The sequence below is a fragment of the Sulfitobacter sp. W074 genome, assembly GCF_025142275.1.
Taxonomy (GTDB): domain Bacteria; phylum Pseudomonadota; class Alphaproteobacteria; order Rhodobacterales; family Rhodobacteraceae; genus Sulfitobacter; species Sulfitobacter profundi.
Window position 1 is genome coordinate 174,750 of the sequence record NZ_CP081130.1, and the last position, 21,739, is coordinate 196,488.

The window sequence follows — 21,739 nt, forward strand, 5'->3', positions numbered from 1 at the left end:
CATTCGCGCGAGGGCAGTGATCCGCCGGTGCAGATGCGCCACAGGGCCGCGAATATTTGTTGATACAGCCAAGAGCGGCATCATATATGCGTTCAGAATGGATCACCCCGACACCCCCCTCGCCGAACTGCCCATGGACGAATTGATCGTCTGTCCGCAATGCGACGCCGTCTACCGGCTACGCCGCCCCGCCCATGGGGAACGCGCGGCTTGTGAGCGGTGCCACACGGCCCTGATCACGCCGCGCAGGAATGCAGGTTTGCAAATCATCGCCGTGGCGGTTGCAGTCATGGTGTTGATCATCGGGGCGGCGGTCTTTCCCTTCCTTACGATTGACGCGGCGGGGGCCCGCAACGCGGTGTCGGTGCTGGATGCGGCGCTTGCCTTTTCAGGGGGGGCGATGATCTTTCTGTCGCTGGCCACGGCGGCGCTGATCTTTTTCATTCCGCTTTTGCGGGTATTGCTGACGCTCTATGTGTTGATCCCCGTGGTGCTGGATCGCCCGGCCGCGCGGCATGCCGTCGCCGCCTTTCGCCTGTCAGAGGAACTGCGCCCTTGGTCGATGGCCGAGGTCTTTGCCATCGGCTGTGCGGTGGCGCTGGTTAAAGTGGCCGATCTGGCCGATGTCGGCTTTGGCCCGGCGTTTTACATGTTCGGCGCGCTGGTGATCCTCGTCATCGCGCAGGACAGATTCTTATGCAAATGGTCTGTATGGAACTCTCTGGAACATCCCAAGACATCCTGAGCGCGCGGGAATTGGGCGTCGTGGCCTGCACCCGTTGTAGCAAGCCCGCGCCGATGGGCACGCAGACCTGCAGCCGCTGCGGCAGCAAGCTGGTCTCACGCGATCGGTTGAGCCTTCAGCGTGTCTGGGCGTTCTGGACCGTTGGGCTGATGTGCTACATCCCCGCCAACACCTACCCGATGCTCAAGACCCGGACGCTGTTTCAGGTCGAGGAAAGCACCATCATCGGCGGCGCGGTGGAACTGGCGCAATACGGCAATTGGGGGATCGCCTTTATCATCCTCTTTGCCTCTGTTGCCATTCCGCTGGCCAAGTTCATGGCCGTGGCCTTTCTTGCGATCAGCGTCAAACGGCGCTCTGTCACCTCGCAGCGGCAGCGGCACTACCTTTACGAAGTGGTTGAGTACATTGGCCGCTGGTCGATGATCGATATCTTTGTGGTTGCGATTTTATCCGCTCTGGTGCAACTCAAGACACTGGCCGCCATCAATCCCGGTACCGCGAGCATCTTTTTCGCCCTCTCCGTGATCTTTACCATGCTGGCGGCGCAAGCGTTTGATACCCGCATGATCTGGGACGCTCAGACCAAGGACGAGGGCCTGAAAACCGATGACTAAGACGCCTCCCGACGTACCGATTTCTCCGACACGCAAGATGTTCCTCAGCGGGGCGTCGGTGATCTGGATCATCCCGATCCTTGCCCTGATCGTGGCGCTCTTCGTGGCGTATCGCTCTTATAGCGAACGCGGCCCGGTGATCATTGTGGAGTTCGAAGAGGGCGCGGGCATCTCTGCTGGAGAGACCGAATTGCGCTTTCGCGATGTGACGGTCGGTGTGGTCGAAAAGGTCGGCTTCACCTCGGATCTGGACCGGGTGACGGCGCATATCCGGCTCGACAAAGATGTGGCCCCCTATATCGACAACGGTGCGGTCTTTTGGGTCGTACAGCCCGAAGTCACCGCGCAGGGCATTACCGGCCTCAGCACGGTGCTGAGCGGTGTCTATATCGAAGGGTCATGGGACCAGCAGGTCGGCCCGGCGGCGCAGCGTTTTCAGGGGTCATCGACCGAGCCTTTGATCCGTGGCGGTCAGGGCGGGCTTGAGATTGCCTTTCGGTCCACCGCCAATGGCCAGCTGACCGACAATGCGCCGATCCTTTACAAGGGCATCGAAGTGGGCCGCGTAGGCTATGCCAAGATTGCCCCGCGGGGCAACTTTGCCATTGTTGAGGCGCTGATCTTTGAAGAGCACCGCCAACTGATCAATGAATCCACCCGTTTCTGGGACGCCTCCGGCTTTAGCGTCAACATCGGCCCGGCGGGGGCCGAGATTGACTTTTCCTCGCTCGCTACCCTCGTGGGCGGCGGCATCACCTTTGACACCTTCGTCTCGGGCGGGGCGCAGGTGTCTGACGGGACGGTGTTTGAGATCTACCCCGACAAGGAAACCGCGCGGAACTCTGTCTTTAACGCTTCCGAAGTGGATCCGCTCAAGTTGAGCGTTGTGTTCGACGACAATATCTCAGGGCTGATCGTCGGCGCCCCGGTTGAAATGAGCGGGCTTGAGATCGGTGAGGTCGAGACCCTGTCGGGCCTCGTGGATTTCGAACGCTTTGGCGATAGCCGGGTTCGGCTCAACGCGATCTTGTCGATCCAACCGGCGCATCTGGGGTTGCAAGACGACGTAACCGCCGAAGCCGCGCTGGCCTTCTTACAAGAGCGTGTGGAAAACGGCCTGCGTGCGCGGCTGGCCTCGGCCAGCTTGTTGACCGGCGGCCTGAAGGTTGAGTTCGTGACGGTGGAAGACGTGCCTGAGGCATCGTTGGAAGCGGCTGATAACGGTCTTGCGCTGATGCCGACCACTGAAAGCGATGTTTCCGATGCGGCGGCCACGGTCGAAGGGGTCTTTACCCGCATCAACAGCCTGCCGATCGAAGAGTTGCTCAACAGTGCGATTACTTTCCTTAATTCGGCAGAGGCTTTCGTCTCAGACGAAGACCTGCGCGAAACGCCGCAGGATGTGCGAACCCTTTTGGGTGAACTGACGGGGTTGGTCTCTTCCGAGGAGGTCAAGAACGTGCCGGTCGCCTTGAACGGAACGCTGGTGCGGATCGAAGAACTGGTGGCGCAGCTTGAGGAAGAGCGGATCGCCGAGCGCCTGTCCACCGCGCTTGAAGGGGCATCGGAGGCGGCGAACGCGGTATCGTCTTCGGTTGAGGGCGTGCCAGAGTTGGTAGAGCGCATTCAGGCCGTGGCGGCCAAGGCCGAAACACTGGAAGTCGAAGAGTTGGTCGTCGCGCTGACGGACCTCACCGAATCCGCCGATGCGGTGATCGGCACTGAAGACGCGGTGGCCCTGCCGGGCGCGCTCAAGCGGGCATTGGATGAGGTGAACGCCACGTTGGTAGAATTGCGCGAAGGCGGCGCGGTTGAGAATGTGAACCGCACCTTGGCCTCGGCCCGCAATGCGGCGGATAGCATCGCCGTCTCGGCCCGCGATCTGCCGCAGGTGGTCGAACGTTTGACCGCGCTTTTCGCGCAGGCCAGCCGCACCATCGAAGGCTATAACCAAGGCGAACAGCTAAGCCGCAGCGCCGAGCGCACCCTGCGCGACATCCAGAAAGCCGCCGATGCGCTTGCATCTTTGGCGCGGACCATCGAACGTAACCCCAATTCTCTATTGCTGGGACGGTAAAGCATGAATGTTGCAAGACCTCTGATCACCCTCGGCCTGCTGGCGGCCTTGGCGGCCTGTGGCGGCGCTGCTGAGCGTTTCACCGTGCGCGCCCCGGCGGTCACAGAAAAGACTTCGATCGCTTTTAGCTCGGTTGAGGTGCGCGACGTGTCCCTGCCAACCTATGCCGCCGCCGAAGAGATTTCGCTGCAGATGGCCGACGGCAGTCTGGTCAGTTCGACCGATGTGCTGTGGGCCGATGCCCCCGAACGGGCCGTGGCGCTGGAGCTGAGCCAAAACCTCGCGCGGATGACCGGGCGGCGCATCGCGTCTGAGCCTTGGCCTTTTGAGGCTTTCCCCGATGCCCGTCTCGAAGTGCGCTTTGCCGAAATGGTGGCCACCGAAGCCGGAGAATTCCGCGCCTCTGGTCAGTATTTCGTGGCCGTCCCCGATGACCGTCGGGAGCGTTCGGGCCTGTTTGACCTCAGCGTGCCGTTCAACCCCGAAGGCGGGGCCAATGCCATCGCCACAGCGCGCGGCCAGCTTGTGCTCGATCTGGCCCGCTACATCGCGCAAAACGGGTTGAAGTAGGGCAGTTCGCCCGAAAATGACCTTGCGGCATGTCGTGTTCAGTCTGTTCGGAATTTTCTGAATAGACTTGATTTGTGCCGGGCCTTGTTTATCTACCGTCAACGCAGCGTGTCGTTGACGGGGAACAGATGGATACCACAGACCAAATCGACCAAGTCCGCGATGATTTCATCACGCGCATGGGCGTGATCGCCATGGGCGAGGGCCTGCCGCGCATGTCGGGACAGGTCTTTGCCATGCTCGTTTTCGAGGGCGAGCCGATTGCCTTTGGCGCGCTGTCGCGCCGTTTGTCCGTCAGCCGCGCCACGATCAGCACATCAATCCGTGTGCTGGAAGAGCGGGGCCTGATCCGGCGGGTGAACAAAACCGGCGACCGGCAGGACTACTTTCAACTTGCCGATGACGCCTATGCCGCGATGACAAAATTCGCGCTGGCAGGCACGCGCCACGCCAAGGCCGAGATTAGCGACACGATCAGCAAACTGCCCGAAGAGGCCGACGGCGTACGCGCGAGGCTCGATTCCTTTGCCGAGTTTTACGACGCGATCAGCACCGCGCTTGATGATGTCGCAACCCGGGTGAGCAAACCCAAGAATTGACGCGCGACCTGAAAACAGGAACGCGGTGATGGAGTTCGATCAATGAGTGACACATCTCAAGAGCGCCAGACGCTTTCATTCGACAGCGACGCTGGCTCGAAACGGTCGAAATACATCGCCGGTGGAATCGCGCTGTTGATCGGACTTTGGATGGGCAGCGGCTATATCATTCCCGCCGAAGAAACCGAGGAAGCCGCACCTGCCCCCCTCTCGCCCGAGGCGGTGACAGTGGCCGTGCGCGGCTCTCAAGCCAAAAGTGTGACGCAGGTCTTTGTGGCCGAAGGTCAGGCCCTGCCGGACCGCGACACGATGGTCCGCGCCGAAGCAGGCGGAGAAATCGCCGAGGTGCTGGTAGCCAAGGGCGATGTGGTCGACGCGGGTACGTTGATCGCGCGTCTCAGCACCACGGCGCGGGATTCCGATCTGGCCCGCGCCCGCGAGGAATTAAGCCGCGCACAGCGGGAATACGACAATGCCGAAGCCCTACTGGACCGGGGCGTCTCGACCGTGGACCGGGTCAGCCAAGCGCGGGCGACCTTGGCCGCCGCGCAGGCGTCGGTCACTTCAGCCGAAGAGGCGCTGAACAACACCGAAATCCGCGCCCCCTTTCCCGGTCGGTTAGAGATGCTGGATATCTCTGCCGGAGAGTTCGTCTCCACCGGTGAGGAAATCGCACGTCTGGTCGACAACACACCGCTGACGATCCAAGTGCAGGTGCCTCAGCAGTCGCTGAAAGACATCAAGGAAGGGCAGAACGCCGAGGTCGTGTTCATCACCGGGACAGAGGCGCAGGGCAAGGTGCAATTCGTCTCAAGCAGCGCCAGCGCCGAAACCCGGACCTTTACCGCCGAGGTTAGGGTCGAAAACGCCGATGGTGCGATTCCTGCCGGTATCTCGGCCCGCGTGCGTATTCCTACGGGCGAGACCCGTGCGCATTTCGTTTCTCCGGCGATCCTGTCCTTGGACACCAATGGCACATTGGGTGTCAAAACCGTGAATGACGAGGACAAGGTCGTTTTCAACAAGATCGCGATCGTGCGTGCCCAGACCGATGGTATCTGGATTGCGGGCCTGCCGGATGAGGCCGAAATCATCACCATCGGGCAGGGTTTCGTGAATGACGGAGAGACCGTTAACCCCCAGCCCGAAACCGGCACGGATTCAAGCCCCGAGGGGCAGCCGATGGCGGGCGTGCCTGAGATTGACGAATTGGAGGAACAGCCAGCCGGTGATGGGCAGATCACCGGCAGCGCCGAAGCCGCCCAGCCGGAGCAGGCGGAATGAACGCGCTGATCGACGCCGCTTTCAGCCGCGCCCGCGTGGTGATCCTGAGCTTGGTGATGATCTTGGCCGTCGGTGCCTATGCCTATATCGGCATCCCCAAGGAAAGCTCGCCCGAGATTCCGATCCCGACACTCTATGTCTCGACCTCGCTCGAAGGTATCTCTCCGGAAGATAGCGAACGGCTATTGGTCGAACCGCTTGAGACCGAACTCAGTGCCATTACCGGGCTGAAACAGATCACCTCCAACGGCGCCGAAGGTCATGCCTCGGTGCAGTTGGAGTTCGAGCCGGGTTTTGATTCCGACGAGGCGCTCGACAAGGTGCGCGAAGGCGTGGACCGGGCCAAGTCGGACCTGCCCGAAGACGCCACCGATCCGGTCGTGACCGAGATCAACACCGCGCTTTTCCCGATCCTGACCGCGATCCTGTCCGGCCCGGTGCCGGAACGGACGCTCAACACCATATCGGAGGAGTTGAAGGACGCGATTGAGGGGCTGTCAGGCGTGCTTGAGGTCGATGTCGGCGGTGAGCGTACGGAACTTCTGGAGGTGCTGATCGACCCCACAGTGTTCGAGACCTACAACATCTCCTTCGAAGAGCTGATCAGCCAGATCAACCGCAACAACCGCCTGATTGCGGCGGGGGCGATTGAAAGCGGCGCGGGGCGGCTGGTGCTCAAAGTGCCGGGGCTGATCGAGAATGTCGAAGATGTCATGTCGCTGCCGATCAAGGTGCGTGGCGATACGGTGGTGACCTTCGCCGATGTCGCCGCGATCCGCCGGACGTTCAAAGACCCCACCGGTTTTGCCCGTATCGACGGCCAGCCCGCACTGGCGCTTGAGATCAAGAAACGCTCCGGCGCGAATATTATCGAAACAGTCGCCGCCGTGCGTGAGTTGATCGACGAGATGCGCGCGGAATGGCCCGACAGCATCACCGTCAAATACACCCAAGACGAATCCGAGCAGGTCCAAGACATGCTCAGCGATCTTGAGGCCAATGTCATCGCGGCGGTGATCCTTGTGATGATCGTGATCGTCTGGGCCTTGGGCGTCCGCTCGGCGCTGCTGGTGGGGCTGGCGATTCCGGGGGCGTTTTTGGCTGGGGTCACGGCGCTTTGGGTCATGGGCTATACGATGAACCTTGTGGTGCTCTTCTCGCTGATCCTTGTGGTGGGGATGCTGGTGGACGGGGCCATCGTGACCACCGAACTGGCCGACCGCCGCCTGCAAGAGGGGCATGCGCCCCGCGCTGCCTATGCCCATGCCGCCAAGCGCATGGCATGGCCGATCATCGCCTCTACCGCCACGACGCTCAGCGTGTTCTTTCCGTTGCTGTTTTGGACCGGCACGGTGGGGGAGTTCATGAAGTTCCTGCCCATCACCGTGATCCTGACCCTGACCGCATCGCTTTTCATGGCGCTGGTTTTCATTCCCGTGGTTGGCGGGATCATCGGCAAACGGCCCCCGCAATCCGCTAAGGATAAGGCCACGCTCTATGCCGCCGAACAGGGGGATCCGCGTGACCTGAAGGGCTTCACCGGCGGCTATGTCAAACTGCTGCAATTCGCCATTCTGCGGCCATGGATGACGCTGATCCTTGCCATTGCCATGCTGATGGGCGGCTTCACCGCCTATGCGCAATTTGGCAACGGCATCACCTTTTTCCCTGAGGTAGAGCCTGATTTTGCGCAGGTACAGGTGCGCGCGCGGGACAATTTCTCGATCTACGAACAAGACGCGCTGGTGCGGCAGGTCGAGCAACGTCTCTTTGCCTACGACGAGATTGCCAGCGTCTATGCCCGCACCGGCAGCAGCAACCGCGACAGCGCCGACCTGATCGGCACCATTCAGGTTGAGTTCACCGAATGGGACGAACGGCGGACCGCTGCCATGATCGGCGAAGAAATCCGGACCGAGATGGCGGCCATTCCGGGGATCGACGTACAGGTGCAGACCGCCTCGAACGGCCCATCGGCGGGCAAGCCGGTCAATCTGCGGGTCCAAGCCCATGATCCTGAGGTGCAGCAACAGGTGGTCGACCAAATCCGCGAAAAGATGGCCGATATCGGCGGCTTTACCGACGTGACCGACTCGCGCCCCCTGCCGGGGGTGGAATGGCGCATCGCGGTGAACCGCTCTGAGGCGGCGCGGTTTGGGGCCGATATCTCGACACTGGGGCAGGCTGTGCAACTGCTGACGCGGGGCATCACCGTGGCGGATTACCGGCCCGATGATGCCGAAGGGTCCATCGACATCAACGTGCGCTTTCCATCGGATGAGCGCACGCTGGAAGAGTTGCAATCGCTGCGGGTGCCGACCTCGGCGGGGCTGGTGCCGATCTCGAACTTCGTGACCTTTGAGCCAAGCCCCCGCACCGGTACGATCACGCGGGTGGATCAAGAGCGGGTGGTGACGATTGAGGCCAATGTCGCACCGGGCGTTCTGGTGAACGACCAAACCGTCGCCCTACGCAGCGCGATTGACGCGATGGACCTGCCGCCGGGTGTCGAAGCCTCCTTCGCCGGGGAGGCGGAGGACCAGCAGGAATCGATGATTTTCCTCGCGGGGGCGTTTATTACCGCGATTTTCCTGATGTTCGTGATCCTCGTGATCCAGTTCAACAGCTTCTACCAAGCCTTTGTCGTCATGTCGGCCATCGTGTTTTCGATTGCCGGGGTGCTGTTCGGCCTGTTGATCACCGGGCGGCCCTTTGGGGTGGTCATGGGGGGGATCGGTGTGATCGCCTTGGCGGGGATCGTGGTGAACAATAACATCGTTTTGATCGACACCTATAATGACCTCAAAAAAGCGGGGCTGTCGCCGCTGGAGGCCGCGCTGCGCACCGGGGCGCAGCGTTTGCGTCCGGTGGTGCTGACCTCGGTCACCACGGCGCTTGGCCTGATGCCCATGGTGATCGGCCTCAACATCAACTTTTTCACCCGTGAGATCGTTTATGGCGCGCCCTCTACCCAATGGTGGACCGAGCTGAGTTCGGCCATCGCGGGCGGTCTGGTGGTGGCCACTGTGCTGACGCTGGTGGTGACACCGGCGATGCTGATGTTGGGAGAAAAGAAAGCGAAACGCGCCGAGCCGACCCCGCAAGAGCCGGAACCGGTCGCGATCTAAGCCAAGGTCATGCGGCCCAAGATCAGGCGGCCCAAGATCAGGCGGCCCAAGATCAGGCGGCCTTGTCGGCCTTGTCCTCGGTCAGGATGGTGTAAAGCGTGGCCGGGTCGGGGTTCGACCGCAGCTTGGTGCAGATGCTGGTGTCGCGAAGCGTGCGGGCCACCAGTGCCAGCGCCTTGAGGTGCTCCACCCCCGCATCTTCGGGGGCGAAGAGGGCAAAGGCCACATCGACTGGCTGACGATCGACCGAAGAGAAATCAATCGGTTTGTCCAGCAGCACGAAAGCACCGACAACCTTGTCGATCCCGTCCATCCGCGCATGGGGCAGGGCGACGCCGTGGCCGACACCGGTCGGCCCGAGGGTTTCGCGCGTCATCAGCGCATCCACCACTTGGCCGGCCGGCAGCCCATAGGCTTGCTGGGCGAGTTCGCCGATATCCTGCATCAGACGCTTCTTGCTCGAAGCCGAAGTCAAAACCTTCACGGCCTCTGGCTTGAGGAGTTTGCCGAAATCCATTCCGCTCGCCCTGCTCTTTGGCGGATATTACCGCCGTGGGTTACGAAGGGTCGATCCAGCCGATGTTGCCGTCTTCTCGACGGTACACGACGTTCATCCCTTCCTGGCCTTCCTTGCGAAACAGCAGCACCGGGTCGCCCGACAATTCCATCTGCATCACCGCTTCACCGACAGACAAAGTTGGCACCTTCGTCTGCATCTCTGCAATGATCATGGGTTGGAGGGTATCAGGTTCCTGCGCATCTGAATCGCTGTCTGACGCGAGGATATAGGAGGACGCACCCAAAAGTTCAACCGGTTCGGCGCGTTCTTTGTGATGGTCCTTCAGGCGGCGCTTGTAGCGGCGCAGCTGTTTTTCCATCTTTTCGCAGCAGCTATCGAAGGCGGCATAGATCTCTGTCGCCTTGGCCTTGGCCGACGCATTGAGACCGGTGGAAAGATGCACGGTGGCCTCGCAGGCAAATTCGTGACCTGTTTTGGAAAACACCACCAGAGCATCTGTCGGGCGTTCAGCATATTTGCTGACCGCCTCGTCCAGTTCGGTCCGGACATGTGTCCGGAGCGCATCGCCAATGTCGATCTGTTTGCCACTGATCTGATACCGCATATCGTCTCCTTGTCTTTCTTGTTCCGAACATTGCCAAACGGTCCACATGCGTGGAGCGCGACAACTTTCAGATATGGAGGAATGGTGCTGCGACCAGGATGATTTTAACCGTTCCTTCGCGGGAAGGGCGATGCAGGATCAAACAGGAACGCGATGTCACCATAGGTCAATGAGGCCGCGTTTCCGTTTGAAAGTCAATGGCGCCGATGCACCCGCCATTCTTTTATCGCTACAATCAGAGCGGTTTTCCGCAAAGTGCAGGCAGGGCCCTGCCGAGGGCTGAAAGGCCGGGCGAAACGCGCTAAGTCTTAGGAAATACGGAAGTTATCGCCAAGGTAGACGCGGCGCACATTCTCGTTTTGCACAACTTCTTCGGGCGTTCCGGACATCAGAACTTTGCCCTCATGCAGGATATAGGCGCGGTCCACGATCTCTAGGGTTTCGCGGACGTTGTGGTCGGTGATCAGCACGCCGATGCCACGTTTTTTAAGGTCGGCAACCAATTGCCGGATGTCCCCGACTGAGATTGGATCGACCCCGGCAAAGGGTTCGTCAAGCAGCAGATAGTTGGGATTGGCGGCCAGACAGCGGGCGATTTCGACCCGGCGACGCTCCCCACCCGACAGGGCCAGCGCAGGCGCGCGGCGCAGGTGTTCGATGGAAAACTCGGTCAGCAGCTCTTCGAGCCGTTCGCGGCGCTGGTGACGGTGTTTGACCCGGATATCGAGAATCGCGCTGATGTTGTCTTGCACCGACAGCCCGCGAAAGATGCTCATTTCCTGCGGCAGATAGCCGATTCCCAACTGCGCGCGGCGGTACATCGGCAGGGTGGTGACATCCTTGCCATCCACCGTGACGCGCCCGCCTTCGGGCGTGACCAGCCCGGCCACCGCGTAGAAAGTCGTGGTCTTGCCCGACCCGTTCGGCCCCAGCAGCGCCACGACCTCACCCCGGTCAAGCTCCATCGAAAAGTCGCGGATTACCGCTTTCTTGCGATAAGACTTGCGCAAATGCTGAATGCGCAGGCCGGATTCGCCCCCGGCGACTTTAAGCTCGGGCGGCATCAGTTGCCGCTGCCGGGCTGCAAAATGGTCTTCACGCCGCCTGACATCTGCGCCGTGCCGTCGTTTAGGTTTACCGTCATTTCCTGCGCGCTCAGCGCACTTGGGCCTTGGGTCATCAGCACATCGCCGCTCATTACCAAGGTGCCTGCGTCGATATCATAGTCGGCCCGCTGCGATTCAGCGGCGTCTTCACCCGCGACCAAGACCACGCCGCCGGTTGCTTCCAACTTGGCGATGCCTTGATCCGACGCGCGATAGATCACCTCGACCTTGCCGGCGGACAGGGTCATTTCGCCCTGCGAAATCAACACATTGCCAGTAAAGACCGCGGTGCCCGTGGCGTTGTCGACCGATAGGTTGTCGGCGGTCACTTCGACGGGCAGGCTGGTATCTTGCTCTAGCGCGCCAAAGGCCACATCGGCAGATTGGGCAGAGACAGGGGCGGCATGCAGCGCGAGAAACAGCGGCAGCATCAAAATAATCAAATGTCTCAAGGCAGTTACTCTTTCGTTGCTTGCGGCGTGTATATCAGTTTCACACCCTTTGTGAAAAGCAATTGCGATCCGGCGCTGTTCTGGCGGTTGGTGATGGCCATGCGCCCGGCGGTGATCTCGCCCACGGGGCTGGTGGCTTTGACCGGGCCGGGTGATAGCAGATCTAGTGTGGTGAGGTTCGAAGTCATCCGGTCCGACAGAATCTGGTAGCCGGTTGAGGTGCTAACCCGCACATCGCCCGCCAGTTCCGCTTCTTCCGCGCCGGTGTCAAACCGACCTCTGTTGGATTGCAGAGTGATCTTGGCACCGCCCTGCAGGTCCAGCGTCGCCTCGATCTCTTCGGCCTCGTTGGTGCCGGTTTCCCCGCCGGGGGTGGTCAGCTTTTCCGCCGAGAATGAGATCAGATCGCCCTCCGCCGTGGTGCCGGAATAGAAGGGGCCGGTGATCTGCTGGTCGCGCAGCCGCTCTTGCACTTCTTTATCTGCAAAGGGGATCACCGCCTGCGGTTCAATCGCGCGCGACAGCAAAAACAGGGTCGACAGCAGCGCCAGCGCGATCAGCGGAAAGAGCACTTTCAGCCAAGAGACGACGCGAGAGTGGCGGTCACCCTTCATCGCAGGCTACCCCAGCCCAACGCGCAGGCAGTCGTGGATATGCAGCAGGCCCACGGGCGATTTGCCGTCGTCCTGCACAGGGTCGGTCACGACCAAGCAAGTGATCTTGCGGTTGTTCATCACGCCCACGGCTTTCTCGGCCAGTTCGTCGGGGCCGATGGTAACTGGGGCCGGGGTCATGACCTCACGCGCGGTCATGGTCATCAACCCGTCAAGGTGCCGCGCGAGGTCGCCCATGGTGATGATCCCGGCCAGTGCGCCAGCGCCATCGGTCACGCAGACCACGCCAAAGCCCTTGCGGCTCATCTCGCTCAGCGCGTCGGGCATCGGCGCGTCGGCTGCGACCAGCGGCAGGGCATCGCCCACATGCATCAGATCGGCCACGCGGCTCAGCCTTGCGCCCAGTTTGCCGCCGGGGTGGAAGTCGCGGAAATGCTCGGCGGTGAAGGCGCGGTTTTCCATCAGGGCCACGGCCACCGCATCGCCCATCGCCAGCGTCAAGGTGGTTGAGGTGGTCGGCACCACGCCGGTGCCGCAGGCCTCTGCCGCGCGGGGCAGTTCCAGCACCACGTCACTGTGACGGCCAAGGCTGCTGTCGGGGCGGCTGGTGATGCCGATGAGCGGGATCGCATAGCGGCGCGAATAGGCGATGAGGTTCGCCAGTTCCGGTGCCTCGCCCGAGTTTGAAATCGCCAGCACCACATCAGCCGCAGTGATCATCCCCAGATCGCCGTGGCTCGCCTCTGCCGGGTGCACGAATTGCGCGGGCGTGCCGGTAGAGGCCAGCGTCGCCGCGATCTTGTTGCCGATATGGCCCGATTTGCCGATGCCGGTGACGATCACGCGGCCCTTGCAGGCGCGCATCAGATCGACCGCGGCGCGAAAGCGGTCATCAAGGCTGTCGGCCAGCAGCGTCAGCGCCTCGGATTCGCAGCGGATGACGCGGCGGGCAGTGTCGAGGAAAGGTGTGTTCATGCGTGTGCGAAGATGTCCGTGTCCGGCCATCCCTCCAGATCCAGCCGGGCGCGCATCGGCAGGAAATCGAAACAGGCCTGCGCCATGTCCATCCGACCTTCGCGTATCAGGCGTTTGTTAAGTTCATCGCGCAGACGGTGCAGATAGAGCACATCCGACGCGGCATAGTCGATCTGCGCTTGGGTCAGCTTTTCAGCCCCCCAATCGCTGGATTGTTGTTGTTTCGAGATGTCGACGCTCAGCAGTTCTTGGCACAGCTTCGCCAACCCGTGCCGGTCGGTATATGTGCGCACCAGACGGCTGGCGATCTTGGTGCAATAGACCGGCGCTGCGGTGGCGCCAAAGGTGTTGCGCATCGCGGCGATGTCAAAACGGCCGTAGTGGAACAGTTTCAGCACATGCGGATCTTCCAACAGCGCGCAGAGGTTCGGCGCCTCGGTCTGGCCCTTGGCGACCTGCACCAGATGCGCGTGACCATCGCCGCCCGAAAGCTGCACAACACAGAGCCGGTCGCGATGCGGATGCAGCCCCATCGTTTCGCAGTCAATGGCGACCATCGGCCCAAGGTCGAGGTCATCCGGCAGGTCGTTCTGATAGAGGAAATTTGTCATGAGCACGTCTATATCGTGCTTGTCCGGCATGGGAAAGCGGAGGCTTTGCCCCGGGTCAGGCGGTGGCCAGATCCTGCAATGCGGGGCGGGGATAGCGGCGCAGCAAGCGGTCGACCAGTAGATGGCACCGGTAGCCGGACCACTCGGGGCGGATCAACCCGCCGGGCAGGGCGGGGTGTTTCAGCACCAGCCGCCGCCAGTTGTGCACGATCAGACAGCGCAGAACCGCGACATCCAAGGCGCTCAACCTGTCTGCATCCGGCAGTTTGGCGTCCAAGGTAGAAAGCGCAGCCAGCAGCGCGGCATAGTCGGCCTCAAGCTCAGCAGGCTCCACCGCGCGGCGCAGCCAGTCGGGCGGCGGCGTGCCGGGCAGGGCAAGACAGCCTTTGGGCACCGCGCTATCGGCCCGCCCGACATAGGCGCGGGGCAGGGCGGCGATAAAACCCGCGCCCCGCAGGGCGCTGTCGGTCTCGCGCCCGTTCTCTTCGGTCACCACCATCTGCCATGGCTCTGACAGGTCGGGCGGCGTGGCGTAGATGCGGGGGCTGGCGGCGGCACTTTCCGCGCGGCCTTGGGCGGTCAGGCTGTGCTGGCTGATCCGGCCCACTTTATGGGACTGCAACCAGCCGTCATTCCGCAGCCTGTGCAGCGCCACGCGACTCGCCTCTGGCCGCACGTCGAGCGCGCCCATGATCGTCGAGAGCACCGGCCCGTCGATCGCATCACCCTCTCCCTGCGCCAGATCGCCGAAAAGGCTGACCATCAGCGACCAGACGCGCTGGCCCCCCAAGCCCGCAAAGGCCGCGATGACGGGAAGGGAGGGATCAGAGGGCATTCATCGTCAGCAGTTCATATTCCGCGACCGCCTCCTCGCGTTGGTTGGTCAGGGTCACATGCCAGCGCACCTCGCCATATTCCTCGTTGCGCGGCGTCTTGTGCTTAACCGAGAGCCGCACCTTGATGCTGTCGCCTGCCGAGACAGGCTCAAGAAAGCGCAGGCTGTCGAGCCCGGTATTGGCCAGCACCGGGCCGGGGTCGGGCTGCACGAAAAGGCCCGCGGCGAAGCTGAGCAAGAGGTAGCCGTGTGCCACGCGGCCCGGAAAGAAGGGGTTCGCGGCGGCAGCCTCGTCGTCCATATGAGCGTAGAAAGTATCGCCGGTGAAATGGGCGAAGGTCTCGATATCCTCCAGTGTGACTTCTCGGGTGGGCGAGTTGAAGGTCTCGCCCAGATCCAGCTCGGTGAAACGGCGGGTGAAGGGGTGCGCGCGGTCGGTGATCTCTTCCGCCCCCGGAACCCACTGTTTGCCGATGGCGGTGAGGATGTCGGGGCTGCCCTGAATGGCGGTGCGCTGCATGTAATGCATCACGCCGCGAATGCCGCCCAGTTCCTCGCCGCCGCCTGCGCGGCCCGGTCCGCCATGCACCATATGCGGCAGCGGCGAGCCGTGGCCCGTGGCCTCCCCCATCGACGTGCGGTTGTTGAAATAGAGCCGTCCGTGGAAGGCTGCCGAACCCATCGTCAGCTCGCGCGCCACCTCACCGTCATTGGTGATGATCGAGGCGACAAGAGAGCCTTGGCCGCGGTTCAGCAACTGCGAGGCATGGGCCAGATTGCGGTAGGGCATGAGGGTGGAAACGGGGCCGAAAGCCTCGGTGTCATGCACGCGCTCGGCGCTGTCGGGATCAGCGCAGTGGAACAGCATCGGCGGCAGGAAGGCGCCTTTGTCTTTGTCGGCGCCGTTGACGGTAAAGTTGTCGGGGTCGCCAAAGACCCGTTCCGCCTCGGCACTCAGCAGCCCCACCTTTTCCAGCACATCGCGTTTTTGGCTGCCCGAGACCAGCGCGCCCATGCGCGTATCCTCGGCGCGGGGGTCGCCGATGGTGGTCTTGGCGAGGCGTTCTGACAGAGCAGAGATCACCGCGTCGACCTGCGCCTGCGGCACCATGATGCGGCGGATGGCGGTGCATTTCTGCCCCGCCTTCGCAGTCATCTCGCGCTGCACTTCCTTGACGAAGAGGTCGAACTCTGGCGTGCCGGGAACGGCGTCGGGGCCAAGGACCGAGGCGTTTAGACTGTCTTGCTCCGAGGTGAAACGCACGGAGTTCTGCAGCAACAAGGGATTGCTGCGCAGTTTCAGCGCGGTATCGGCAGATCCGGTAAAGGCCACGGCATCCTGACAGTCGAGGTGGTCGAGCATGTCGCCCAAGCCGCCGCTGACCAGTTGCAGCGCGCCCTTCGGCAGCAGCCCACTGTCGAGCATCAGCCGCACGCAATGTTCGGTGACGTAGCAGGTTGCGGTGGCGGGTTTGACAATGGCGGGCACGCCAGCCAGCAGCGTGGGCGCGAGCTTCTCAAGCATACCCCAGACCGGGAAGTTGAAGGCGTTGATATGCACCGCCACGCCCTGCAGCGGGGTGCAGATATGCCGCCCCATAAACTGCCCGGCGCGGCCCAGTTGCTCGGGCGCACCGTCGAGATAGACATGCGCGTCCGGCATCTCGCGCCGGCCTTTGGAGGCGAAAACCAGCATGGTGCCGATGCCGCCGTCCACGTCGATCTTGTGGTCCGACAGCGTCGCGCCGGTGTCGTAGCTCAGATCATAAAGCGCCTGCTTGTGCTCCATCAGGTGCAGCGCCAGCGCCTTCAGCATGCGCGCGCGGTCGTGGAAGGTCATGGCGCGCAGGGCGGGGCCACCGTGGTCGCGGGCAAAGCCGAGCATGGCCTGCGCGTCGAGCGCATCGTTGCCGGCCTGCGCGATGACCTCGCCGGTGATGGCGCTGGCGATGTTGCGGGCGCCCGCGCCCGGGGCCAGCCATTCGCCTGCCGCGTAACTGTGAATATCGCGCATGTCGGCTCCTTTAGTGCGTGTCGTAGTCGATGGTGAGCGTGTCGCTCAGCGGGTAGCTCTGGCAGGTCAGCACATAGCCGCGCTCGACCTCGTAATCCTCCAGCGCGTGGTTCGAGAGCATCTCAACCTCACCGTCGAGCACCTTGCCCATGCAGGTCGAACAAACCCCGGCCTTGCAGGAAAACGGCGCTTCCTGCCCGTTCTCTAGTGCGGCTTCCAGCACCGATTGGCCCTTCTGCATGGTGAAACTGCGCCGCGCGCCGTCGATGATGACGGTGATTTCGGTGCCGCTTTGGCCCTCGCTGCGCTTGGCCATTTCCTGTTTGGCCAGACGGCCCTGCTGGCTTTCGCTGAAGAGTTCAAATTTGATCTGTTCGTCGGTCAGCCCATTGGTCTTCAGCGCCTCGGCAATCGCCAGCATCATCGGTTCGGGGCCGCAGATGAAGGCGGTGTCGATATTGTCGATCTGAATCCAATGTTTAAACAGCGCATCGCATTTCGCTTGATCGATACGGCCCTCAAACAACTCCATATCCTGACCGGATTCGAGGATGTGGATCACCGTCAGGCGGCCCATGTAGCGGTTTTTCAGATCCTCCAGCTCCTCGCGGAACATGATCGTGTTCACCGCGCGGTTGGCATAGACCAGCGTGAAGGTCGAGTTCGGCTCGCGTTTCAGCACGGTTTTCAGGATCGACAGCACCGGCGTGATGCCCGACCCGCCCGCAAAGCCGAGGTAGTTTTTCGCCACCTCCGGCTCGATCGCGGTGAAGAATTTGCCCTGCGGCGGCATGGCGTGGAGCGTATCGCCGACCTTCAATTCGGTATTGGCATAGGTCGAGAATGCCCCGCCATCGACGCGCTTAATGCCGACCTTTAGCTCGCCATCGTCCAACCCGGCGCAGATCGAATAGTTGCGGCGCAGCTCGGTGCCGTCGAAATCCTGCTTGAAGGTCAGGTATTGGCCTTGGGTAAAGGCGAAGGCGCCGGGGTCCTCCGGCTTTAGCGTCAGCACCACCGCGTCGCGGATGGTGTGGTGGATATCAGTCACTAATAAGGGGTGAAACTGGCTCATCGGGGCCTCAGATACATTTGAAATAGTCGAAGGGTTCACGGCATTCGGTGCAGCGCCACTGCGCCTTGCAGGGGGTCGAGCCGAACTGGCTGATCCGCTCCACCGCGGTAGATTTGCAATGCGGACAATGTTGCGGCCCACCGGCGGGACGGGGTGGCGCGATGCCGTAGGCTTCCAGCTTGGCGCGGCCGGTGTCGGTCATCCACTCGGTGGTCCAGGGCGGGGAAAGCTGGCGTTTCAACTCCAGCTTTTCGATCCCATGGCCGTGCAGCGCCATCTCGATATCGAGGTTGATGATGCTGGTGGCCGGGCAGCCCGAATAGGTCGGCGTGATGGTCACGACCAGCGAGTTGCCCTGCCACGCCACATCGCGGATGATGCCGAGATCGGTAAGCGAAATGGCCGGGATCTCCGGGTCCGGGATCGCCGAAAGCCATGCCCAAACCGTCTCTAACGTGGGCTTTCCGGCCAACGCGGCACCGCGCGGGGCGGTATCGCGCACCACCCCCGGCACCGGCGCGGGGGCCGGCCGGCTGTGGGGGCTGGGTTTCACCATGTGGCGTCCGGGTAGGCGCGCTGCAGCCATTGCATCTGGGTCAGCATATGGCCGAGATGTTCGCTGTGCCGTGCGCCGCTTTTCCCGCCTTTGTGGGCGAAATCGTCTTCGGGTTTGGTCAGGGTCGCGGCTACCAGCGTGTCGCCGACGAGTTGGTCATAGCTCGCGCGCAGGCTTTCCGGTTCGGGCGCGATGCCCGCCTCGACCATCGCCGCGTCGACGTCATCACCAAGGAACATCTCACCGACATAGGGCCAGAGCAGATCAAGCGCCGCCTGCATGCGGCGGTGGCTCTCCTCGGTGCCGTCGCCAAGGCCGATCACCGTGTCCGAGGAGCGTTCGAGGTGGTAGGTCACTTCCTTCGCCGATTTCTCGGCGATGGCAGAGATTTCCTTGTCGCTGGAATCGATCAGCGCGGTCAGCTGCGCCAGATGCCATGCGTCGAAGAGGAACTGCCGCATCATGGTCTGGCCGAAGTCGCCGTTGGGCTGTTCCACCAGCAGGACATTGCGGAAATCCCAAACGTCGCGGTGAAAGGCGAGCTTGTCCGCATCGCGGCCTTCGCCCTCAACCTCGCCCGCCAGACCCAGCCACAACTGCGTCTGGCCGATCAGGTCGAGCGCCACGTTCGCCAGCGCGATGTCTTCTTCCAGCACCGGGGCCACGCCACACCATTCGGAGACGCGGTGGCCGAGAACCAGCGCGTTGTCCCCCATCCGGCAGAGGAATTCGAACTTAGGATCGGTGCTCACATCGCCCCCACTTCATCGGGAATGTCGAAAAAGGTCGGGTGGCGGTAGACCTTGCCGTTGGCAGGCTCATAAAGCGCGCCTTTTTCCTCGGGCGAGGAAGCGGCGATGGCGCTGGCCTCGACCGCCCAGATGCTCACGCCTTCGTTGCGGCGCGTATAGACATCGCGGGCGTTCTTGATCGCCATTTCCGCGTCCGCCGCATGCAGGCTGCCGACATGGCGGTGGCTCAACCCGTGCTGGCCGCGGATGAAGATCTCCCACAGGGGCCATTCGGTGGTCCGCGCCTTGCCGTGCGGGGCGGCTTCGGTGCCGTCGTATTCACTGGATTCAGGGCTGCTCATGTCGCTTACTCCGCTGCCATTTGTCTGCTGCGCTTTTTCTCGGCGTGGGCCAAAAGCCCCTCGCGCACCCAACGGCCTTCGTCCCAAGCCTTGTTGCGCGCCGCCAGCCGTTCGGTGTTGCAGGGGCCATTGCCCTTGAGCACCTGAAAGAACTCTTCCCAATCCGGCTCGGCGAAATCGTAATGGCCGGTTTCCTCATTGAACTTGAGGGTTTCGTCGGGGATCGTGAGACCGAGGTATTCGGCCTGCGGCACCGTCTCGTCGACGAACTTCTGGCGCAGCTCGTCGTTGGTGTTCATCTTGATCTTCCACGCCATCGACTGCGCGGAATGGACCGAATCTTTGTCTGAGGGGCCGAACATCATCAGCGCCGGGAACCAGAAGCGGTTCAGTGCGTCCTGAGCCATTTTGCGCTGCGCTTCTGTGCCGTTGGCCATCTTCATCATGATGTCGAAGCCCTGCCGCTGGTGGAAGGATTCCTCTTTGCAGATCCGCACCATCGCCCGGGCGTAAGGACCGTACGAGGTCCGCTGCAGCGGCACTTGGTTCATGATCGCGGCGCCATCGACCAGCCAGCCCACCGCGCCCATATCGGCCCATGTTAGGGTCGGATAATTGAAGATTGACGAGTACTTCATTTTGCCCGACAGCAGGTCGCGGGTCATCTGGTCGCGGGTCACGCCCAGCGTCTCGGCCGCGCAATAGAGGTAGAGCCCGTGGCCCGCCTCGTCCTGTACCTTGGCCAAGAGGATTGCCTTGCGCTCCAGCGTGGGCGCGCGGGTGATCCAGTTGCCCTCGGGCAATTGGCCGACGATTTCGCTATGCGCGTGCTGACCGATCTGGCGGATCAGGTTCTTGCGGTAGCCGTCGGGCATCCAGTCCTTGGGCTCGATCTTGCCGCCCGCATTGATGCGCTCCTGAAAGGCGCGTTCTTCGGGGTCCATCTCGTCGAGGGATTTGATGCCCTTGCCGGTGGATTTGATCATCTGTGCATACATCGTTCTGTTCCTTTCTCGGAAAGAAGTCTCAGCCTGCGTTTTCGAGGATCAGTGCAACGCCCTGACCCACGCCCACACACATTGTACATAGCGCGTATTTGCCGCCCGTCCGCTTGAGTTGCAGCGCCGCCGTCATCACCAGACGCGCGCCGGACATGCCCAAGGGGTGGCCGATGGCGATGGCGCCACCGTTGGCGTTCACATGGGGCGCGTCGTCTGCCACGCCCAAGGCGCGCAGGGTGGCGAGGCCTTGGCTCGCGAAAGCCTCATTAAGTTCGATCACGTCCATCTGCTCGATGGTGAGGCCCGCGCGATCCAACACCTTGCGCACCGCCGGGATCGGGCCGATGCCCATGACGCGGGGCTCGACACCTGCGGCAGACATGGCGACGACGCGGGCGACGGGGGTGAGTCCGTGGTCCTTCACGCCTGCCTCTGACGCCAGCAGCATCGCCGCCGCGCCGTCGTTGACGCCCGAGGCATTGCCTGCAGTCACAGTCAGGTCAGCGCCATTGATGCCGCGCAGTTTGCCGAGTTTTTCCAGCGTGGAGCCGGGGCGGGGGTGTTCGTCGCGGTCGACGATCACATCATCGCCTTTGCGCTGCGGGATGGTAACGGGGGCGATTTCCTCGGCAAAGATGCCTTTCTCATCCGCATCGGCCCAGCGTTGCTGGCTGCGGGCGGCGAAAGCGTCTTGGTCCTCGCGCGACACATCATGGTCGGCGGCGACGTTGTCGGCGGTTTCGGGCATGGAATCGACGCCGAACTGCGCCTTCATTTTGGGATTCACAAAGCGCCAGCCGATGGTGGTGTCATAGACGGCGTTGTTGCGGGAAAAGGCGGTTTCGGCCTTGGGCATGACGAAAGGTGCGCGTGACATGCTCTCTACCCCGCCTGCGATGGCCAGATCCATGTCACCCGCGCGGATCGCACGGGCAGCGGCACCGACGGCGTCCATGCCGCTGGCGCAGAGGCGGTTGATCGTGGCGCCCGGCACGTCGACGGGCAGACCGGCCAGCAGGGCGGCCATGCGCGCGACGTTGCGGTTGTCTTCGCCCGCTTGGTTGGCGCAACCCATGATGACATCATCGACGCGCGCCCAATCCACCGAAGGATTCCGCTCCATCAGCGCCTTCAACGGGGTCGCGGCCAGATCGTCGGCGCGAACCGAAGAGAGTGCGCCGCCGTAACGGCCAATGGGGGTGCGCTGCGCGTCGCAGATGAATGCCTGCATGGGGGTGCTCCTGTTGTTGCCCCACAATTTAC

Annotated in this window: 22 protein-coding genes; 7 read left to right on the forward strand and 15 right to left on the reverse strand. The window is 62.3% G+C overall.

The window, feature by feature from the left end; all coding sequences use genetic code 11:
- The first annotated feature begins 97 nt into the window (after positions 1–97).
- From K3762_RS00820 to K3762_RS00850, 7 genes are all read left to right on the forward strand, one after another.
- On the forward strand, positions 98–745 hold the full coding sequence (locus tag K3762_RS00820; RefSeq protein ID WP_132444012.1) for a paraquat-inducible protein A: 648 nt from the start codon (positions 98–100) through the stop codon (positions 743–745).
- Positions 703–1,362, forward strand: coding sequence for a paraquat-inducible protein A (locus K3762_RS00825; protein WP_201722075.1), 660 nt, complete (start codon positions 703–705; stop codon positions 1,360–1,362). Before K3762_RS00820 ends, K3762_RS00825 begins: the two co-directional genes overlap by 43 nt.
- Positions 1,355–3,439 carry an intermembrane transport protein PqiB gene (locus tag K3762_RS00830; protein WP_120349862.1) on the forward strand — a complete coding sequence of 695 codons (2,085 nt, stop codon included), beginning with the start codon at positions 1,355–1,357 and terminating at the stop codon, positions 3,437–3,439. Before K3762_RS00825 ends, K3762_RS00830 begins: the two co-directional genes overlap by 8 nt.
- A 3-nt stretch (positions 3,440–3,442) precedes the next feature.
- Positions 3,443–4,009 (forward strand): membrane integrity-associated transporter subunit PqiC, encoded by a 567-nt coding sequence (locus tag K3762_RS00835; RefSeq protein WP_067629471.1) that lies wholly within the window; start codon positions 3,443–3,445, stop codon positions 4,007–4,009.
- Positions 4,010–4,137: 128 nt separating this feature from the next.
- Positions 4,138–4,608: a GbsR/MarR family transcriptional regulator gene (locus K3762_RS00840; RefSeq protein ID WP_067939715.1), complete on the forward strand. Its 471-nt coding sequence runs from the start codon at positions 4,138–4,140 to the stop codon at positions 4,606–4,608.
- A gap of 42 nt (positions 4,609–4,650) precedes the next feature.
- On the forward strand, positions 4,651–5,892 hold the full coding sequence (locus tag K3762_RS00845; RefSeq protein WP_260010916.1) for an efflux RND transporter periplasmic adaptor subunit: 1,242 nt from the start codon (positions 4,651–4,653) through the stop codon (positions 5,890–5,892).
- A complete protein-coding gene (locus K3762_RS00850) occupies positions 5,889–9,020 on the forward strand; it encodes an efflux RND transporter permease subunit (protein WP_120349864.1) in 3,132 nt (1,043 codons plus the stop codon). The genes K3762_RS00845 and K3762_RS00850 overlap by 4 nt, the downstream gene beginning before the upstream one ends.
- Positions 9,021–9,072: 52 nt before the next feature.
- Here K3762_RS00850 and K3762_RS00855 read toward each other — a convergent pair whose 3' ends face one another.
- The 15 genes from K3762_RS00855 to pcaF form a co-directional block, all read right to left on the reverse strand.
- Complete coding sequence (locus K3762_RS00855) at positions 9,073–9,537, reverse strand: PTS sugar transporter subunit IIA (RefSeq protein WP_067630567.1); 465 nt, start codon at positions 9,535–9,537, stop codon at positions 9,073–9,075.
- 40 nt (positions 9,538–9,577) lie between these two features.
- Entirely contained in the window at positions 9,578–10,144 is a 567-nt protein-coding gene (gene hpf, locus K3762_RS00860; RefSeq protein ID WP_067630564.1) for a ribosome hibernation-promoting factor, HPF/YfiA family, read from the reverse strand.
- 308 nt (positions 10,145–10,452) lie between these two features.
- Positions 10,453–11,211 carry an LPS export ABC transporter ATP-binding protein gene (gene lptB / locus K3762_RS00865; protein ID WP_120349865.1) on the reverse strand — a complete coding sequence of 253 codons (759 nt, stop codon included), beginning with the start codon at positions 11,209–11,211 and terminating at the stop codon, positions 10,453–10,455.
- A complete protein-coding gene (gene lptA, locus K3762_RS00870) occupies positions 11,208–11,681 on the reverse strand; it encodes a lipopolysaccharide transport periplasmic protein LptA (protein WP_386283852.1) in 474 nt (157 codons plus the stop codon). The genes lptB and lptA overlap by 4 nt, the downstream gene beginning before the upstream one ends.
- A 26-nt stretch (positions 11,682–11,707) precedes the next feature.
- The gene (lptC, locus tag K3762_RS00875; protein WP_120349867.1) at positions 11,708–12,316 is read right to left on the reverse strand and encodes an LPS export ABC transporter periplasmic protein LptC; all 609 of its coding nucleotides are present in this window, start codon (positions 12,314–12,316) and stop codon (positions 11,708–11,710) included.
- 6 nt (positions 12,317–12,322) lie between these two features.
- Positions 12,323–13,291, reverse strand: a complete 969-nt coding sequence (locus tag K3762_RS00880) for an SIS domain-containing protein (protein ID WP_132444015.1) — start codon at positions 13,289–13,291, stop codon at positions 12,323–12,325.
- The gene (locus K3762_RS00885; protein ID WP_067630549.1) at positions 13,288–13,902 is read right to left on the reverse strand and encodes a ribonuclease D; all 615 of its coding nucleotides are present in this window, start codon (positions 13,900–13,902) and stop codon (positions 13,288–13,290) included. The genes K3762_RS00880 and K3762_RS00885 overlap by 4 nt, the downstream gene beginning before the upstream one ends.
- A 55-nt stretch (positions 13,903–13,957) precedes the next feature.
- Positions 13,958–14,737: a PaaX family transcriptional regulator C-terminal domain-containing protein gene (locus K3762_RS00890; RefSeq protein WP_132444016.1), complete on the reverse strand. Its 780-nt coding sequence runs from the start codon at positions 14,735–14,737 to the stop codon at positions 13,958–13,960.
- The gene (gene paaZ, locus K3762_RS00895; protein WP_132444017.1) at positions 14,727–16,751 is read right to left on the reverse strand and encodes a phenylacetic acid degradation bifunctional protein PaaZ; all 2,025 of its coding nucleotides are present in this window, start codon (positions 16,749–16,751) and stop codon (positions 14,727–14,729) included. Before paaZ ends, K3762_RS00890 begins: the two co-directional genes overlap by 11 nt.
- 10 nt (positions 16,752–16,761) lie before the next feature.
- A complete protein-coding gene (locus K3762_RS00900; RefSeq protein ID WP_132444018.1) occupies positions 16,762–17,826 on the reverse strand; it encodes a 2Fe-2S iron-sulfur cluster-binding protein in 1,065 nt (354 codons plus the stop codon).
- 7 nt (positions 17,827–17,833) lie between these two features.
- Complete coding sequence (gene paaD, locus K3762_RS00905) at positions 17,834–18,382, reverse strand: 1,2-phenylacetyl-CoA epoxidase subunit PaaD (protein ID WP_132444019.1); 549 nt, start codon at positions 18,380–18,382, stop codon at positions 17,834–17,836.
- Entirely contained in the window at positions 18,376–19,098 is a 723-nt protein-coding gene (gene paaC / locus K3762_RS00910) for a 1,2-phenylacetyl-CoA epoxidase subunit PaaC (RefSeq protein ID WP_240791568.1), read from the reverse strand. The genes paaD and paaC overlap by 7 nt, the downstream gene beginning before the upstream one ends.
- A gap of 32 nt (positions 19,099–19,130) precedes the next feature.
- Complete coding sequence (paaB, locus tag K3762_RS00915) at positions 19,131–19,475, reverse strand: 1,2-phenylacetyl-CoA epoxidase subunit PaaB (protein WP_260010921.1); 345 nt, start codon at positions 19,473–19,475, stop codon at positions 19,131–19,133.
- Between the two features lie 5 nt (positions 19,476–19,480).
- Positions 19,481–20,473, reverse strand: coding sequence for a 1,2-phenylacetyl-CoA epoxidase subunit PaaA (gene paaA, locus K3762_RS00920; RefSeq protein ID WP_132444020.1), 993 nt, complete (start codon positions 20,471–20,473; stop codon positions 19,481–19,483).
- Between the two features lie 28 nt (positions 20,474–20,501).
- The gene (gene pcaF, locus K3762_RS00925) at positions 20,502–21,707 is read right to left on the reverse strand and encodes a 3-oxoadipyl-CoA thiolase (RefSeq protein ID WP_132444021.1); all 1,206 of its coding nucleotides are present in this window, start codon (positions 21,705–21,707) and stop codon (positions 20,502–20,504) included.
- Between the last annotated feature and the right edge of the window lie 32 nt (positions 21,708–21,739).

Coding starts and splice junctions, on each gene's coding strand:
- hpf (WP_067630564.1), bottom strand. CDS start 10,144: ATGCGGTATCAGATCAGTGGCAAACAGATCGACATTGGCGATGCGCTC.
- K3762_RS00845 (WP_260010916.1), top strand. CDS start 4,651: ATGAGTGACACATCTCAAGAGCGCCAGACGCTTTCATTCGACAGCGAC.
- paaD (WP_132444019.1), bottom strand. CDS start 18,382: ATGGTGAAACCCAGCCCCCACAGCCGGCCGGCCCCCGCGCCGGTGCCG.
- K3762_RS00820 (WP_132444012.1), top strand. CDS start 98: ATGGATCACCCCGACACCCCCCTCGCCGAACTGCCCATGGACGAATTG.
- lptC (WP_120349867.1), bottom strand. CDS start 12,316: ATGAAGGGTGACCGCCACTCTCGCGTCGTCTCTTGGCTGAAAGTGCTC.
- K3762_RS00885 (WP_067630549.1), bottom strand. CDS start 13,902: ATGACAAATTTCCTCTATCAGAACGACCTGCCGGATGACCTCGACCTT.
- paaB (WP_260010921.1), bottom strand. CDS start 19,475: ATGAGCAGCCCTGAATCCAGTGAATACGACGGCACCGAAGCCGCCCCG.
- K3762_RS00900 (WP_132444018.1), bottom strand. CDS start 17,826: ATGAGCCAGTTTCACCCCTTATTAGTGACTGATATCCACCACACCATC.
- paaC (WP_240791568.1), bottom strand. CDS start 19,098: ATGGGGGACAACGCGCTGGTTCTCGGCCACCGCGTCTCCGAATGGTGT.
- K3762_RS00855 (WP_067630567.1), bottom strand. CDS start 9,537: ATGGATTTCGGCAAACTCCTCAAGCCAGAGGCCGTGAAGGTTTTGACT.
- K3762_RS00890 (WP_132444016.1), bottom strand. CDS start 14,737: ATGCCCTCTGATCCCTCCCTTCCCGTCATCGCGGCCTTTGCGGGCTTG.
- paaZ (WP_132444017.1), bottom strand. CDS start 16,751: ATGCGCGATATTCACAGTTACGCGGCAGGCGAATGGCTGGCCCCGGGC.
- K3762_RS00835 (WP_067629471.1), top strand. CDS start 3,443: ATGAATGTTGCAAGACCTCTGATCACCCTCGGCCTGCTGGCGGCCTTG.
- paaA (WP_132444020.1), bottom strand. CDS start 20,473: ATGTATGCACAGATGATCAAATCCACCGGCAAGGGCATCAAATCCCTC.
- K3762_RS00840 (WP_067939715.1), top strand. CDS start 4,138: ATGGATACCACAGACCAAATCGACCAAGTCCGCGATGATTTCATCACG.
- pcaF (WP_132444021.1), bottom strand. CDS start 21,707: ATGCAGGCATTCATCTGCGACGCGCAGCGCACCCCCATTGGCCGTTAC.
- K3762_RS00825 (WP_201722075.1), top strand. CDS start 703: ATGGTCTGTATGGAACTCTCTGGAACATCCCAAGACATCCTGAGCGCG.
- K3762_RS00830 (WP_120349862.1), top strand. CDS start 1,355: ATGACTAAGACGCCTCCCGACGTACCGATTTCTCCGACACGCAAGATG.
- K3762_RS00880 (WP_132444015.1), bottom strand. CDS start 13,291: ATGAACACACCTTTCCTCGACACTGCCCGCCGCGTCATCCGCTGCGAA.
- K3762_RS00850 (WP_120349864.1), top strand. CDS start 5,889: ATGAACGCGCTGATCGACGCCGCTTTCAGCCGCGCCCGCGTGGTGATC.
- lptA (WP_386283852.1), bottom strand. CDS start 11,681: ATGCTGCCGCTGTTTCTCGCGCTGCATGCCGCCCCTGTCTCTGCCCAA.